The following is a 14,601-nucleotide window of genomic DNA, read 5'->3' as shown; positions in this document are numbered from 1 at the left end:
GATAAATACCACCCTCAGACCAAGCCCCGGCAAAAAGCCCTGACGCAAGAGTCCACTCCTGGATCAAGGGCTTAATGACCGGAAAGAACCACTCAACCCATTACAAACCACTGCAATGCTTTATAACTCGATCTGTTCCAGACCACGCTTGCGGAGAGCTGCGGCCAAGGCAGGCACATCGTCAAACAACGCCTTGTTCAGATTCCCCCAGTATTCCCCCTCAATAAAATACTTGATGTCAGGCACCCATTGACTTTTTTGATAATGATGAATGAAGGCATATTCAATGTCACCCGCCCGCGAGCGATAGACCACCTTGAGGTCATGGGTTAACAGGCTATCGATAAGAAACATGGATGGCGTGGGCAGGGCCTTTTCAAAAATCGCGAAAACATCCGGATTGGTATTGTATTTATTTAACTTCAACATGCTTGCAACATCCTTGCTGCTATTTATGGAAAGCCGAGTTTATCCAAATCAACTACAATAAAAGCCATTCCACAGAGATAGAGACTGTAGGACTCATCGACAATCGGTGCAGTACAGTGACAATAAAGATGTTTAAACGCATGGATACCAAACATCCTGCCAACCGTATCCTCTATCAATCGAAGATAACAGCGTGCAGAACATTCAAATGAACGGGCAAGCCGGCCCTTCTCCACCCACCTCCAGCTCCAGCCTGCCCCTTGTACTTACCAGAACCGCTGCTGAGTCAATCGACTCCACCAGTTCAACAACACACGGTCAATCGAGCCGCTCGCCGCCAGTCCGACACGCTCTTGCAAACTCTTTCGCTCGGAATAATGCAGATGGAACAGCTCAGCTCCTTTTGCCCGTTCAGCGAGGTATTCGTCGCTGGTCTTCAGTTCGTCGACCAGTTGCTTGTCCAGCGCCGCGACTCCGAGCCAGACTTCGCCGGTGGCCACTTCGTCGATGGCCAGTTGCGGGCGGTAACGTGCGACGAAGTTCTTGAACAGTTGATGGGTGATGTCCAGTTCTTCCTGGAATTTCTCCCGGCCCTTCTCGGTGTTTTCGCCAAACACGGTCAGGGTGCGTTTGTACTCGCCGGCGGTCAGCACTTCAAAGTCGATGTCGTGTTTTTTCAGCAGGCGATTGACGTTGGGCAACTGCGCCACCACGCCAATCGAGCCGAGGATGGCAAATGGCGCGCTGATAATCTTCTCGCCGATGCAGGCCATCATGTAGCCGCCACTGGCCGCTATCTTGTCGATGCAGACCGTCAGCGGCACCCCGGCCTGACGGATCCGCGCCAGTTGCGAAGAAGCCAGGCCGTAGCTGTGAACCATGCCGCCGCCGCTCTCCAGACGCAGCACCACTTCATCCTTGGGCGTCGCCAGGCTCAGCAGTGCGGTGATTTCATGGCGCAGGTTTTCAGTGGCGGAGGCCCTGATGTCGCCATCGAAATCCAGCACGAATACCCGGGGCTTGGCCTCATGCTGTTTCTTCTGTTTTTTCTCGAGCTTGCTTTCGACTTTGCGCAGGGCCTTGAGTTGATCCTTGCTGAGCAAGGCCTGCTCCAGACGCTCGCGCAGCTCTTTATAGAAATCGTTGAGTTTGTTGACGTGCAGCTGGCCAGCAGCCTTGCGCCGGCCTTTGCTGCGCAATGCCGCGAAACTGGCCAGGACCACCAGAATAGCGACGACGAGGGTGATGGTTTTAGCCAAAAAACTTGCGTACTCGGCAAGAAACTCCACAGGGACTCCTTAAATACTGTGCGCCGCTGGACAACGGTCGCCGGATACCTCAAGCATACTCATGCGCCTGCCTCGCGACCAGCCGTGAAACCTGCTGATAGCGGCCTCTAACGGACATTTCAAACAAGCGTATGTTTTTTCATTGACAGCCCACCGCCATCCTCATAACCTCGCCAAACTTACAACGTACCGGGATGACGCGGACGTGGGCAGCATCTACTTGATTCGACATGGCCAGGCCTCCTTTGGTGCAGACGACTACGACGTCCTGTCGCCGACCGGTGTGCGCCAGGCACAAGTGCTCGGCAGCCACCTGGCTGAACTGGGCCTGAGCTTCGATCGCTGTCTGTCCGGCGACTTGCGCCGGCAACAGCACACCGCTACTTGCGCGCTGGAGCAGTTCAGTGCCGTCGGCATGCCGGTTCCCTTGCTGGAAGTCGATTCGGCGTTCAACGAATTCGACGCCGACGCGATCATCCGCGCCCTGCTTCCAGGCCTGCTGCCGGACGAACCCGAAGCACTGAACATCCTGCGTAATGCCACGCAGAACCGTGCAGAGTTCCAGCGCATCTTCGCCTTGATCATCGAACGCTGGCTCAGTGGCACCTATGACACACCAGGGCTGGAAAGCTGGCTGGGGTTTGTCGGTCGTGTCCAGGCCGGTTTGCAGCGTATTCTCGAGCAAGCGGACAACACCCAGAAAATCGCCGTGTTCACTTCCGGCGGGACCATCACCGCCCTGCTCCATCTGATTACCCGGATGCCTGCCGCACAGGCCTTTGAACTGAACTGGCAAATCGTCAACACCTCGCTCAACCTGCTCAAGTTTCGCGGTCGCGAGGTGGCTCTGGCTTCCTTCAACAGTCATGCGCATCTGCAACTGCTGAAGACCCCGGAACTCATCACCTTCCGTTGAGTGCCGGCCAATTGTGACCCTTGTTGTAACAACCCCATAAAAAGGATCGAACCATGACCTCCGTAGCTGATGCCGTACAAGCAATGAAAGCCAAGTTCAACCCAGCCGCTGCTGCGGGCCTGGACCTGGTATTCGGTTTTCGCATCGACGAAGAACAGAACTTCTCGCTGGTCGTCAAAGACGGTACTTGCGAGCTGAAAGAAGGTAAAAACCCTGACGCTGGCGTGACCCTGGTCATGGACAGCGAAACCCTGAAGGGCATCGTCAGCGGCGAAACCGACGGCATGCAGGCCTTCATGGGCGGCAAATTGCGCGCTGAAGGCGACATGATGCTGGCGATGAAGCTGAGCGAACTGTTCCCGGCCTAAGCACCCGGCTCCCGACGCTCGGGAGCAGGTCCGGCTGCAAACGAATCCCGCTTTTTTGGCGGGATTTGTGCTTTCCACCCGGGGAGCCATGTGAACGAGCCCACAGCGGGCTGTCCACAGGCCCCCACTTGCGGCACCAGACGGATATCGACGCGGCGGTTGGTCGTGCGCCCGACCTCGGTGTCATTGCTGGCGATCGGCTGGCTGGCGCCAAAGCCCTGGACAGCAAAGCAACTGTCGGGAATGTCGCCCATTCGCTGCATCCAGTCACGCACGGCCCAGGCGCGGGCGTGCGACAGCTTGAGGTTCTGCTCGGCGTCACCGATGGCATCGGTATGCCCGGCGATGACGATCAACCAGCCTGGCTGGGCCTTGATGTCGACCAGGGCATTGATCAGCAGCTTGGTCGAGCCAGGCTTGAGCTCGGTGCTGCCTGTATCGAACAGACTGTCCAGGCGCACCTGATCGGCAATCGTCGATCCCTGCCGGGAGTTGCTCGCGTGGCGGTTCACGCCATCACCGTCCGGATCTACCAGCCACCCGCCCCTCCACCAGAACCCGCTGGCCAAGGCGACCGTACCGGCCACTGCGAGCAGCCATGGGACGATACGACGCCGCCTGGTTTTCAGGCTTGAAACCGACGCTTCGGGTAGAGGATGGCCCGCCAGGATCACGACAGGCATCACGAATGCCGGTTCAGGCATCCTCGTTGACCGCAGCTGCGTTTCCCCCGAAGGAATGTTTCGCTCCAGGCGTTGCATCAGGCTGCCGACCTGCTGGCGCAGAGCCTGCAGTGCGACCAGAGGGATCTGCACCTGGCGATCCAGGCGCGTGTTCAAATGCTCCAACGCGGCGTCCAGATGGACAAGCGCTGGCAGACTCCGTGCATTCAGCTCCAGGCTGCGCAGCAACGACTGCAGTTGAGCGCACAACCAGGCCAGAATATCCAGGCGCACTGACGCCTCTGTTGGCCACAAACCCGGCCATTCGCAAACCAGCGTCTCTATCAGCGCCACCCCCTGCGCTATGCCATCCAGACCATGGCGTTGGCTGCGAGCCAGCGCGAAAGAGGCCGCGGTTTGCAGTTCCGTCCCGTTCTTCTGGAATAACGTCAGGCACAACTGCTCCACCTTGGTCCAGTCCACGTCCGGACACGCCGGGTGGCTCAGTTTGGCCAGCTCGTCGCGCAACGCCATAAACTCGGAGAAGCCGCGCGGATCACCGCCAACTCGAATACGCATTTCAAACAACGCCGTCATCCAGCATCCTTTCCATGAGAGGTTTCACGACTTCGACAGGTAGTTCTGCCGCTTCAGGTGGCGCACCAGAACCTTGCCCTCGGGCGCCAGGGTCGTGCCGAAGGTCACCCGCTTGCCCCCTTTGAGTTGCATGTCGAGGGCGTATTCCAGATGACCCGGTTGAGCCTGCGCCAACAGCTCGATGCTCACCGCCGCCAGACGCGGCTCGTACTTGAGCAGGGTCGCGGCCATGGTGCTCATCAGCCCGTGCGCCGTGGCGGGCAGCCCCTGCAGGATCAGGCCCATGTCCGGCAGACCGTAGTCCGGCAGATGACTGAGGGTGCCAGCCCGGCTGTTGAGGATGCGTTGCAGATTGTCCAGCACCGACAGGGTGTGCTGGTCCTCTTCGCTGACTCGATACAGGTCCAGCTCGCCGTCGAAATTCTGCAGGAGCAATTCGTAGAGCGAAGGATTCAGCTCGGTCATGGCTCACTCCTTCGCCAGCGGGCGCAGGGTCAGCCGGTTGTCCCCCAATTCGATCACCCGCGCCCGGTCCGGCTCCAGGTCATCGCGGGTCAGGGTCAGGCGCCAGGTATTCCTCCCCGTATCCGGCTCGCGGAACAATGCGACCACCGCGACGAACTGCGCGTCCTTGTCCATGGGCACGTTCAATTGCGCGCCCTCATCCGGTTTCACCACCATTGCTCGCTGGTCCAGCAGATCGGCGCCGAGCACACTGTCGCCCTCGCTCAGCAAGCTGTCGTAGGTTGCCTTCTCCAGCGCCTTGCTATCACGCAGCTGGTAGACCCGCACCAGTGTCGGCACTGACAAAGCGTTCATGTTTGTTGCATCGGTGTTCATCGCCGCTCGAGCGCTAAAGTCCAGGTGCAGGGTTTTTACCTGCTTGTAGAAGATCGCCTGTGCAGTGGATGTGCTGGTGTCTGTCACAGACTGGGTCAGCCCACAACCGCCGAGCGGTGCACCGAGCGCGGCCAGCATCAATAATTTACAAAGGGTACGCGACATACTGTATTTCCCTATCCTGGGGGTTGTACTGAAGGCCTTGATAGCGGCCCAGATTGATGGTGATGGTGTCGTGCTCCGCGACCTGCCAGGCATCAGCACCCAGGCCCAGTACACCGGTCATGCCCAGCAGCACCGGCGCTCGCCCCAGCACCGGCTCCGGCAGGCTGCGCACCGGCAGCGACAACTGCAGCCTGGCAGTGCAACGCCAGCCCAGGTACACCCGCAGCAGCACCAGCAGGTCGTTGTACAACTGGCCAGCCGGCAACCAGCCACGGGCCTCTTCTGTGTCCTCGGTGAACAGCGCCAGGTGCAACTGGCTGTTGGCGTCGTGCCCGACACTGCCCAGCGGCGTGCCTTGGGACAGGCTCACCGGGTGGCGCGTGGACAGACTGGCCGGCTGCGCCAAGGGGATTTTCTGCGGCCAGTGCGGGGTCACCCGCGCCTGGGTGTTGGGCGCCAGCAGCTTGACCAGCGCGATGATGCCTTCAGCGTTGCGGGTGGGCAGGCGCATCACGCCGAGCAGCGCCAGGAAGCGTGATATCGGTGTGGCAATCTGCTTGGCGGTGTCGGGAATCCCCAGGCCGATCAGCCCCAGCAGGCACTGCGAAGTCGCATCGGTACCGCCCGCCTCGAACGTCGCCGGATACGAGTACTTGCGCCAGATGCGGTAGAACTGGGTGAAGATCCGGTGGTTGAAAATATCGAGGAAGGCTTCCAGGGCCTCATGTCCCTCCCGACGCTGGGCGATATCGTCCACAAAGGCCGTCGGCAACGGCGAGTCGACACCGTACAGACCGAGTAGCCGAGTGCGCACTGTGGCCGGACGCTCCGGATAGGCATCAACGGTTTCAATAGCCTTCAGTTCGCCGGCAGGAAATCCCATGCCGGGGTCGGGGCGAAAGCGTACCGGGTCATCCGCCGGGTGCGTGGTGCTGCCCAGTGGCGGGTTATTCGGCAACGCCTGTTCCAGCAACTGGCAGAAGCGATACAGGTTGGCCTCGGCCACCCGCCCCTCCAGCGCCTCCAGTAAACCGCCGGCTTTCAGCCGGGAATACGCTGACTGTGGTTCTCGTTCCATCGCAGGCACTTTCCAGTAGGTTGCAGGATCAGCGTGAGCTGGTTGTACAAGTGAATGTCGGCGTACAGACCAAAGAAGCGGTTGAGCATCTCGCCGAACAGGCTGATGTCGCCCTCGCCGCAAAAGCCATTGGCATCCAGGGTGACTTCGATATCCACCCCGCGCAGCAGGAAGCCTTTCTCGAATCGCTGGATCAAGTGGTGACTCACCTCGACGATCGCCGCCAGGCGCCGTCGGTTCAGCTCGCTGCCCGTCCAGTCGTACAGCGCCAGAGTCCCTCGCAGCACCTCGGCGCTATCGAGCATCGGCAGGAAGTTCGAGCCCAGGTGGCTGAGCACTCGCCAGTGAAAACGATCGCGGCTCGGTGGGTAGCACGGCAAGGTCGGTGCGCACAGGTTGCGCACCCGCAAGCCCGTCCGGGTGGATTGCACCAGGGTATCGAGCAGGGTGCTTTGCAGCGCCTTGCGCGGCAGCTGTCCATGGGTGCCGGTCAGGCGCAACGACAGGCTGTCGCTCTCGAGCAACCGATCCTTGTCGAAGCCCTCGCCCCCGAGGATCAGCCAGGTGTCATGCAAACCATTGGCGCCACGCTTCAAGCGCGTATGGAAGTAACGCTCGGGGGCCTCGTCACGCAGCATGCCGCCCTTGTGGCGAAAGCTGGTGAACGGCACATAATCCTGCCGTTCGGCATTCTTCGAGGCGGTGACCTGATCCACCGAATAGATTTCGGTATGACCGTCCTGCAACCGCATGGGGCGAAGCAGGTAGTCGGTTTGCAAGGGCGCCAGGGTCAGTGGGTCGGACTCCAGCGTGAACAGATTGATTACCGGCACGGCATGCAGGCGAAGGTGCTCGGCGCTCAGATTGAACTCGTGCGACCACGGCTCGCGAAGCACCACTTCGAGTTCGAACCAGGGCGTACCCGGGTCGATGCTCAGGTGTTCCAGCCCGCAGAGGGTCACGAACATGAATTTCTCGCGGAAGGTGAAATACTCCAGCAGCAACTGATAACCGCTGAAGGCGCTGTCGCCCTTGGGCCACAGGCGATCCTCATCGGCGAAACCCTTGGGCGCAAAATGGCCGTCCAGCGCATGGCGGTCCGTCTGCCCCGGCAGGCGCACGTACAACGCCTGAGTGTTCAGGGTCAGTGCCTGGTGCAGCGCACTGGCCAGCGGAGCATCGGCATTCAGGTACAGCGGCAGGCGGCTCAGATCGAGCTGACTCCAGTCGGTCAACGCACCGCAGGCAAAACGCAGGCGCAGCAGCGAGCGACCGTCCGCCTGGTGGTCAAGGCGCAGAGACTCCAGGGCCAGTGGCTGCAGCATCAGATCCTGGGTGGTGGTGTAGCGGCAACGGGTGCGCTGCGGCCCGATGGGCTGCGACAGCACTTCGAAGCCCTTGCCGATCGGCTCGTTTTGCTTCATCTGCGCAAGCTCAGGCACCAACTCGATGACTGAGAGTGATGGAATAGTGCGCAGGTAATGCGGCCACAATAGACTGACCAGGCCTTCGGTCAGCTCCGGCAGGTCATCGTCGAGCTTCTCGCGCAGCCGCCCCATCAGGAAGGCGAAGCCCTCGAACAGGCGCTCCACATAAGGGTCGTGCGCTCCCGGTTTGTCCAGGTTGAGCTGCGCCGCCCGGTCCGGGAAGGCTTCGGCGAATTCCTTGCCGGCCTCGCGCAGATAGCGCATCTCGGCGTCGAAGTAGCGCAGTGTCAGGTTGTCCATGTTCAAAGAAAGAGTCCTGATAAATGAGGTTTAGCCGCAGAGCACTGCAGCGCGTACCGGGTCAATGGCCACCAGCGCAGCCAGCAGCGCCTCCATCCGCCGGGCCAGGGTCGGCTTATCCGCGTCGTTGCGTTGCGCTTTCAGGCGCAACAGCTTGAGCAGACGAGCCTTGACCTCGAAATTCAGCTCGGGCTCCCACTCAGCCAGGGCATGGCGCTGTGCGCTGACATCCAGTTCGCCCAGCAGGTGCAAGGCCAGATCGCTCTTGCCGTATTGCTCGGCCACCCGCGCCATCAGCAGACGCAGCAGCCAACGCTGGCGCCCGGTCTGCACACTGCCCTGCAAACCGGGCCGCGCGGCCAGCCAGGCCAGCGCCTGCTCCACGCCGTCGCTGTCGGCCTGCGCCAGGGCCTCGCCCTCCAGTGACAGGATCTCGGCATCTGCGGTTGTCGGTGCAGCCGCCGGTGCAGGCAGCCACTGCTGCGGGCGATTGCCGCTGACGTGCTGGCTGATCCACTCGCGGGTGGTCTCGTCGGCGAAGGGTGTACCGTCGCTCCAGCACAGCACTTCCAGGCCCGGCAGACGCTCGAGGAACATGCCCAGATCACGCTTGGCAATATCGGCCCAGCGGTCCTGGGGTGCGGATTGTTTGCTCAGCGCCTGGTACAGGTACCACTGCAGGTCCAGCCAGAAATGGTTCACGCCCTCGGCGTACACCCGCTCGACCTGATCGAGCAATTCAGTCCAGCTCTGTTGCAGATACAGCCGCTTGAGTTGTGCCCGATAGTCACCACGCGGCGGCGCCAGGCGAGTATTGCCGTTGGCTTCCTGGGCAGGTGCCTGGTGCACGGTGTCCCAGCGCAGGCTCTTCATCAATCGATGGGCCGCCAGCCAGCCCAGGGGCTGATCACGCAGATATCCCGCCAGGGCCCGGCCGCTGTCCAACAGGTCGCGTCCGGATTTGATGGCCGTGGCGCTCGGCGCGAGCGTTTGAGCGTTCGACTCGTGACTGGCACTGTTCTGCGGCACCAACGCGTCCACCCCACCGGACTGCGCCAGCCGCGCGGACAATGCGCCATACAGTGCGCCCAGGGCTGGACGCTGAGCCTGCGGCCAGGCGCCAAGGCCATGCTCCAGCCAGGCCAGCGCCGCCACCGTGCGCTCGGCCTCGCCCTTCACCACTTCCGGATACAGCGACAGACTGTCCAGCACCTTGCTGCTGGCGAGCCACTCCAGGGCCATCTTGCGGCTGTTGGGCCGCGCCGGCAGCACCTCGGCGGCGTAACGCTCCACCAGGGCAGCCAGCAGGTTCAGACCGTCGGCCAGCCCCGCCTCACCGTCCTTCTGCAAGCGCGCCCACAAATAGTAGGTGGCCACGCGCAGATCCTTGCAGGTTTGGGTGAGAAGCTTCTGCGCCAACCGGACCACCTGTTCGGCATCCGCTCCGGACAGTTTGTTGACCTCTTCGCGCATGCGCTGGAAGTCATCGTCGTAACCGGGGTCTTCCCCTACGGGCGAGTCCGCGCCGATGGGCTGCAACCAGGGTTGCCAGCGCCCTGCCTGTTCACGGGCAAGAGACAGGGCATCGCGCTCACCCAGGCAACTGGCGATCAATCCGTGCAGGCTCATTCGAGGCTCCCATTCTGCGCATAGGGCTCGGCTACCAAGCCACCCTCGCCGAGGAAAATCTGCGACGGCAGCGTGAAGCCCCGCAACTTGAGCAGCGCCATCGGCCCCGCGCCCAGTTCGGTGCGCAAGTGCCAGGTCAGGCCCAGGCCATCGGCGGCCTTGAGCACCAGGCGGTAGCGGCTGTCGCCGTCGTCCAACGGAGTGATCCGCGCTTGCTCCAGCAGCCGGATCAAGCCCCAGGTGCCCTGGTAGTCGCCGAACAGGCGCTCGCCGGTGTGCACGCTGGTCCAGCTCAGGCTCGCGCCCGGATGGTCGCTGCGGCCCGGCCAGTTGAAGCGCTGCCAGCTTTCCTTCTGGTTGAAGTAATGATGTTTTTCGCCGTTGAGGATGAAGCTGGTTTGCACCACGTCGCGCACCGCTTTGCCCCGCAGTTCGAAACCCAGGCCCAGGCCGCCGTCGGTGTAGAGCACGTCGGCCAGGTGGCTGAGCTGGTTGATCGCGGTCAAAAATTGCGGGTTGAAACGCAAGCCCTGGCTGTGCCGCGGATCGGCCACCCAGCGACTGCCTTCCTTGCGCAGGACTCCGCCGAGTTGGCGCTGCAAAAACTGCTCGATGCGCCCGGAGTCGGCGCGGATCATCTGCCCCAGCATCGGCAGCGAGGCGTCGCTGGCGGTGGCGGCAAACGGGTAGCGGCCGGCGAAGGCGCTGTGCCAGTCGCCAACGATCGCGCGCTGCCACTGGCGGTTGAGGCCCGCCGCCGAGGGTTGCAAAACCCGTTGCCAGGCCTGCTCCAGCGGCTGCACGAACAGCGTCTGACCGACCCCGCTCCACTCCGCGCCGAGGCTGGCGGCAATCAGGCTGCCATAGGACTGGGTGTCGGTCAGGTCGATGCTGTTACCCTGGAACACCGTCTGCGCCAGGGCCTGGGTCATGGCCTGCGGATCGGGCGCGTGGCTGACTTGCTGGAGTTTCAGGCGCACCCGCGTCACCCGGGTGAGAAACGCCTGCAGGCTCAGGCTGTCGTTGCCGCCCAGGCCCTCGGGGTCCTGCTTGCCCAGCAGGGCCAGCAACGGGCCGAAGGTGGCGTCCAACGGGCTGCCCGGTCGCTGCAACTGCTGGTCGATCACCGGCACCTGGTCCCGGGCGATCAGCTGTTGCGCGGACTGAATCAACGAGTCAGCCAGGGCCTGGCTGCGAGTGCCGGCCTGGCCCTGGTAGGCCAGGGTGTTCATCAGCGCGATCAGCGGCGACTGGCGCACATCGCTCATCAGGGTCAGCTGATCGATCACCTCGCTCAGGCTACCGACCTGCTGCCAGCGCAGGCGGTTGAGGAAATCCAGCCAGGCGCTGCCGTAGTCCTGGAAGTAGCGCTCGGTGAGGCGTTGCCGGAGCACCTCCGGGCTCAGCTCGGCGGCAAGGTCGGCGGGCTGGTCGCTGAGCACCCAGTCGATCTCCTCGCGGCGCACCTGGGCGATGGCGTCGATGGCCTGGCGCACCTGGCCCTCCCAGGCTTGGCGGGTGAACACCCCCGGCACGCTGGCCTGGCTGGCGAACAGCGCCTGGGCCTCGGTGTCGCCGACCATCTGCGCCAGGCTCAACGCCGGGGAGTGATTGGCCGCCGCGTCGAGGACCTGCTGGTACAGGCTGGCTTCGGCGTTGCGCTGGCCCAACTGGCCGAGCAGGACCTGCCGAGCCTGCGCCACCAATGTCGGGTCGGCCTCGATGCGCCAGGCCGGATGCGCCGCCAGCTGTTCGGCATAGAACTGCCACAGGTTGGGCGCCAGGTTTTGCCACAATCCCGGCGACAGACCGGCCCGCGTCGGCTCGGCATCGTTCAGGACCTTGACCAGGAAACTGACGTCGGCTTTTTCCGGACGCGCCAGCATCAGGTAGGCCTTGAGCTGGTCGTAGGCCAGCCGGGCCCGTTGGGCGCGCTCGGGGCTGTCCGCCGGCAGCTGGACCAGCGCGCCGAGTTGCTGCTGCAGGTTGGCCGCGGCCGGGTCCCGCAGCAGCCGCTGGTTGGCCTCGACATACCGCGGCCACAGGGCCTCGAGCAGGACGGGGTTCTGGTTCAGGCCGAAGCGCTGGTACCAGGGCACGCCGTGTTCGGCACGGTAATCCAGGCGCCCCAGTTCGCGCACCAGCTCGTTCAGCGCCAGCAGGTGTTCGTCGCCGGTTCCCGACTGCTCCAGGGCGACCAGCGCAGTCTGCAGTTGGGCGATCTGCGCGCGGTTAGTGGCGAACGACAACAGCAGGCCGGCGCCCCACACCAGCGCCAGGCCCAGCAGCAGGGCATAGCCGATGCGCGGGGCGCTCCAGCCCAAGCGCCGAGCGCTGGGGGCCGGGTCGCCGAGTACACCCTCCCAGGCCGGGTCCATCGGCCAATGGTGCTCCGGACCACCGCTACCAGCCGACACCGGCAGGCTGAACCACAACCCACGCAGCGGCACGCCCCGGGCGCCCACCAACGGCACGAACGCCTGGCGCCAACGGGTTATGCCCTCGGCTTGCAGATCGCGGGACAGCCGTAGCAGGAAGTCATGGCCCATCTCGTCGTTCATCTGCGCCAGGCCCTGTTGCCGCAAGGGCTGCAGCAAGCGCTCCAGACAGCTGTCCAGCTGCACCGCTGTGAAGCGTGAAGGCAGGCGACAACCCACCGCTTGCGTCGTGCGTTTGGGCTGCGACCATCCACTGTCGCAGACCTGCCACAGGTGCAGCGGCGCCTCCCAGCGCAAGGCGCGGGCCAGGCGTTGAAGGTAGCGGGCACCGGCGCCCATCGCCTGTACATCGTCGCGTTGTGCTTCAGTCAGTGCCCAGACGATGCCGTCCAACGGTCGCCAACGAAGCAACCGCTGCAAGTGCTCTACCCCTCCGTCGGGCAACTCACTGTGCACACTGCCGCCCCACAGCAGCACGATGCCCTGCCCTTCCAGCCACCGCTGCTCCACCAAGCCCGGTACCACCGCGCGGATCTGCTCGGCTTCGCCGACTACCCACAACAAGCGCACCTTGCGGCGCGACAGTACGCCGTAATGCTCGCGCAGATGGGCTTTGATAGCGAAGATGCGTTGCGCAAGTTCCGCTCCCGGCAACGCCGAGGGGGCCGCGCGCGCAGCTTGAACCACATCATCCGCATCCTCTTGGCGATAAACTGCACGCCCCACGTGACCGCTCAACAACGAGTAGCCACCCAGCAAGACCATCACGACAACCGTCGTCACTGACGTTCCCAGCAACCACATGGTTTGCCGGTCGCTGCCACCTCGAATGCCCAGCCACTCGGGATAACGCCAGATCACTGCACACAAGACCGCGCCGATCAGCAATAGCACGCCGACCAGCATCCACAACCCCACAGAGCGTCGAAACTGCATCCCGGATCCCTACTTCGAAAGTGGCGGTGCAGGCATCAACACCGTGCCCCAAAGCCCCGCCTCGACGGAGCTGTCGCCACTGAAAATGAATTGCGGCCCAGCGCCGCGTTGAATGGTCTGCGTCGCGGCGGCAATCGCCAGCCACGGTGACGCGTTGCCCGGGTGCCCCAGCAACGCATCCAGGTTGTGAAGCCCTTGGTTGGGCTGTACCGGCAACGGCACTTTGGCCAATACCGTGCTTATTGCAGCATCCCGTTGCGCATCAATCCCCACCCGCCAGGCCTGCTCGATGGCATGCGCCGGCAGCGGCACCCAATCCAGGGCCTGGCGTGCGGCATAAAGCAAATGTTCGGTAGCCAGCTCGCGCTCTTGCTCCGGGCGGTGGAGGTAGCCCACCGGTGCCAGAGTGATTTGCGTCAACCGGTTGCCCAACAACAAGCCCACCGCTACCTCTGCCGTGCCCTCGGGTTGCTGCGGTGCAATCTGCACCGCCACCACCATCAACAGCGCCTGATCACCAATGCGCTGATCGAGCCACTGGTCCAGTGCGGCCAGCCCACTGCCCTCGACCGCCACAATTGAATGACGAATACCGGACGCGACCCACGCCAGTCGCCACGCGTGTTCCAGCACGTCCTTGGGCAAGCCACTGTCGACCTCCAACAACAAGGCCAGCGGGGTCCTTTCAGGCACCTGCACCAGCGTGGCCGCCAGGTCGGCGAGCACCTGCGTCAGTGCCTCCAGCAATAGGTCTTCCTGGGTATTTGCATCGCTTGCCAAGCGGCTATGGCGCATGGACGCCGCGCCCTGCCGGGAAGGTTGTGCCTTCAGCGCCTTGATGCCACTGAGCAAGGCATCCAGTTGCGCCGCACCGGTCCGGTCCCCTGGCTCACGCAGGGCGGTGCGCAGGCTCACACTCAGCACTTGCTGAGAACGCCGGCCACGGCGAACACAGCGAAGCAAATCCGCCTCACGGGCCTCGTCCCAGCCATCGGCGGCACTGTGCTGACCGAGGAACAGCAAGGCACGAACGAAACTCAGCGCGCTCCACCCCAACAGCGGCACGCCAAGGGCAACACCCCAGAAGTTCACCGCATGCGGTTGCAACGCCTGGTCGCCGAACACCAGGATCAGCCCCACCCCCGCCAGCAAAAACAGCGGCAGCACGCCTAGCCAAAGCCAGAGACGCGGCCTTGCCGGTCGCGACGCCAAGGGCGGAAGTTGATCGAGTCGGACCGGCACGGCTATCTCGCGCCCGCTGCTGGCAATGATGAAATCAACATGCAACCGCACGCGCAGCAGTGCCCGTGAAACGCGACCGGCACGCCATTGTCCTTAAAGGCCGGGTGCCCCTCGCCGATCACCGTTGAGCCATGTCCCGGAATCGGACACATCACCGGGTCGCCCTCGCGAGCCACACCGATACCGCCGAACTTCATGACGCTGGAACCCGAGAGAACAGTGCCGCCGCTGGTGGTTTTGTCGCCGATGCGAATAATGCCTTTCATGTTCTATACCTCATTACAA

The 14,601-nt window shown here is 63.0% G+C and carries 13 protein-coding genes; 2 read left to right on the top strand and 11 right to left on the bottom strand.

Annotation, left to right across the window (positions count from 1 at the left end; all coding sequences use genetic code 11):
- Positions 1–120: 120 nt before the first annotated feature.
- Positions 121–429: a hypothetical protein gene (locus tag AC3IUA_RS12185; RefSeq protein WP_489361184.1), complete on the bottom strand. Its 309-nt coding sequence runs from the start codon at positions 427–429 to the stop codon at positions 121–123.
- Between the two features lie 266 nt (positions 430–695).
- Positions 696–1,718 (bottom strand): protease SohB, encoded by a 1,023-nt coding sequence (sohB, locus tag AC3IUA_RS12180; RefSeq protein ID WP_489361182.1) that lies wholly within the window; start codon positions 1,716–1,718, stop codon positions 696–698.
- Positions 1,719–1,923: 205 nt separating this feature from the next.
- Here sohB and AC3IUA_RS12175 point away from each other — a divergent pair, with 205 nt between their 5' ends.
- Positions 1,924–2,634 (top strand): histidine phosphatase family protein, encoded by a 711-nt coding sequence (locus tag AC3IUA_RS12175; RefSeq protein ID WP_489361180.1) that lies wholly within the window; start codon positions 1,924–1,926, stop codon positions 2,632–2,634.
- Between the two features lie 53 nt (positions 2,635–2,687).
- Positions 2,688–3,002, top strand: a complete 315-nt coding sequence (locus tag AC3IUA_RS12170; RefSeq protein ID WP_489361178.1) for an SCP2 sterol-binding domain-containing protein — start codon at positions 2,688–2,690, stop codon at positions 3,000–3,002.
- Here AC3IUA_RS12170 and AC3IUA_RS12165 read toward each other — a convergent pair.
- Genes AC3IUA_RS12165 through AC3IUA_RS12125 form a run of 9 tightly spaced genes read right to left on the bottom strand, consistent with a single transcriptional unit; the run spans position 2,999 to position 14,582 of the window.
- Positions 2,999–4,261 carry an OmpA family protein gene (locus AC3IUA_RS12165; protein ID WP_489361176.1) on the bottom strand — a complete coding sequence of 421 codons (1,263 nt, stop codon included), beginning with the start codon at positions 4,259–4,261 and terminating at the stop codon, positions 2,999–3,001. The genes AC3IUA_RS12170 and AC3IUA_RS12165 overlap by 4 nt on opposite strands.
- A 24-nt stretch (positions 4,262–4,285) precedes the next feature.
- The gene (gene tssE / locus AC3IUA_RS12160) at positions 4,286–4,726 is read right to left on the bottom strand and encodes a type VI secretion system baseplate subunit TssE (protein ID WP_489361174.1); all 441 of its coding nucleotides are present in this window, start codon (positions 4,724–4,726) and stop codon (positions 4,286–4,288) included.
- A gap of 3 nt (positions 4,727–4,729) precedes the next feature.
- Entirely contained in the window at positions 4,730–5,266 is a 537-nt protein-coding gene (tssJ, locus tag AC3IUA_RS12155) for a type VI secretion system lipoprotein TssJ (protein WP_489361172.1), read from the bottom strand.
- On the bottom strand, positions 5,247–6,344 hold the full coding sequence (gene tssG / locus AC3IUA_RS12150; RefSeq protein WP_489361170.1) for a type VI secretion system baseplate subunit TssG: 1,098 nt from the start codon (positions 6,342–6,344) through the stop codon (positions 5,247–5,249). Before tssG ends, tssJ begins: the two co-directional genes overlap by 20 nt.
- Positions 6,308–8,077 carry a type VI secretion system baseplate subunit TssF gene (tssF, locus tag AC3IUA_RS12145; RefSeq protein WP_489361168.1) on the bottom strand — a complete coding sequence of 590 codons (1,770 nt, stop codon included), beginning with the start codon at positions 8,075–8,077 and terminating at the stop codon, positions 6,308–6,310. The genes tssG and tssF overlap by 37 nt, the downstream gene beginning before the upstream one ends.
- Positions 8,078–8,101: 24 nt before the next feature.
- Positions 8,102–9,700: a type VI secretion system protein TssA gene (tssA, locus tag AC3IUA_RS12140; protein WP_489361166.1), complete on the bottom strand. Its 1,599-nt coding sequence runs from the start codon at positions 9,698–9,700 to the stop codon at positions 8,102–8,104.
- On the bottom strand, positions 9,697–13,074 hold the full coding sequence (locus AC3IUA_RS12135) for an ImcF-related family protein (protein ID WP_489361164.1): 3,378 nt from the start codon (positions 13,072–13,074) through the stop codon (positions 9,697–9,699). Before AC3IUA_RS12135 ends, tssA begins: the two co-directional genes overlap by 4 nt.
- Positions 13,075–13,083: 9 nt before the next feature.
- Positions 13,084–14,316 (bottom strand): hypothetical protein, encoded by a 1,233-nt coding sequence (locus AC3IUA_RS12130; RefSeq protein WP_489361162.1) that lies wholly within the window; start codon positions 14,314–14,316, stop codon positions 13,084–13,086.
- 2 nt (positions 14,317–14,318) lie between these two features.
- Positions 14,319–14,582, bottom strand: coding sequence for a PAAR domain-containing protein (locus AC3IUA_RS12125; RefSeq protein WP_489361160.1), 264 nt, complete (start codon positions 14,580–14,582; stop codon positions 14,319–14,321).
- Positions 14,583–14,601: the final 19 nt, after the last annotated feature.

Source organism: Pseudomonas sp. KH_050 (assembly GCF_057838875.1).
The sequence above is the reverse complement of the archived record's forward strand: the minus strand, read 5'-3'. Positions and strand labels throughout refer to the sequence as shown.

Excerpts from the sequence above, each read along its gene's own strand:
- tssJ (WP_489361172.1), bottom strand. The coding sequence starts at position 5,266 with ATGTCGCGTACCCTTTGTAAATTATTGATGCTGGCCGCGCTCGGTGCA.
- AC3IUA_RS12135 (WP_489361164.1), bottom strand. The coding sequence starts at position 13,074 with ATGCAGTTTCGACGCTCTGTGGGGTTGTGGATGCTGGTCGGCGTGCTA.
- tssE (WP_489361174.1), bottom strand. The coding sequence starts at position 4,726 with ATGACCGAGCTGAATCCTTCGCTCTACGAATTGCTCCTGCAGAATTTC.
- tssA (WP_489361166.1), bottom strand. The coding sequence starts at position 9,700 with ATGAGCCTGCACGGATTGATCGCCAGTTGCCTGGGTGAGCGCGATGCC.
- AC3IUA_RS12165 (WP_489361176.1), bottom strand. The coding sequence starts at position 4,261 with ATGACGGCGTTGTTTGAAATGCGTATTCGAGTTGGCGGTGATCCGCGC.
- AC3IUA_RS12125 (WP_489361160.1), bottom strand. The coding sequence starts at position 14,582 with ATGAAAGGCATTATTCGCATCGGCGACAAAACCACCAGCGGCGGCACT.
- tssG (WP_489361170.1), bottom strand. The coding sequence starts at position 6,344 with ATGGAACGAGAACCACAGTCAGCGTATTCCCGGCTGAAAGCCGGCGGT.
- AC3IUA_RS12170 (WP_489361178.1), top strand. The coding sequence starts at position 2,688 with ATGACCTCCGTAGCTGATGCCGTACAAGCAATGAAAGCCAAGTTCAAC.
- AC3IUA_RS12185 (WP_489361184.1), bottom strand. The coding sequence starts at position 429 with ATGTTGAAGTTAAATAAATACAATACCAATCCGGATGTTTTCGCGATT.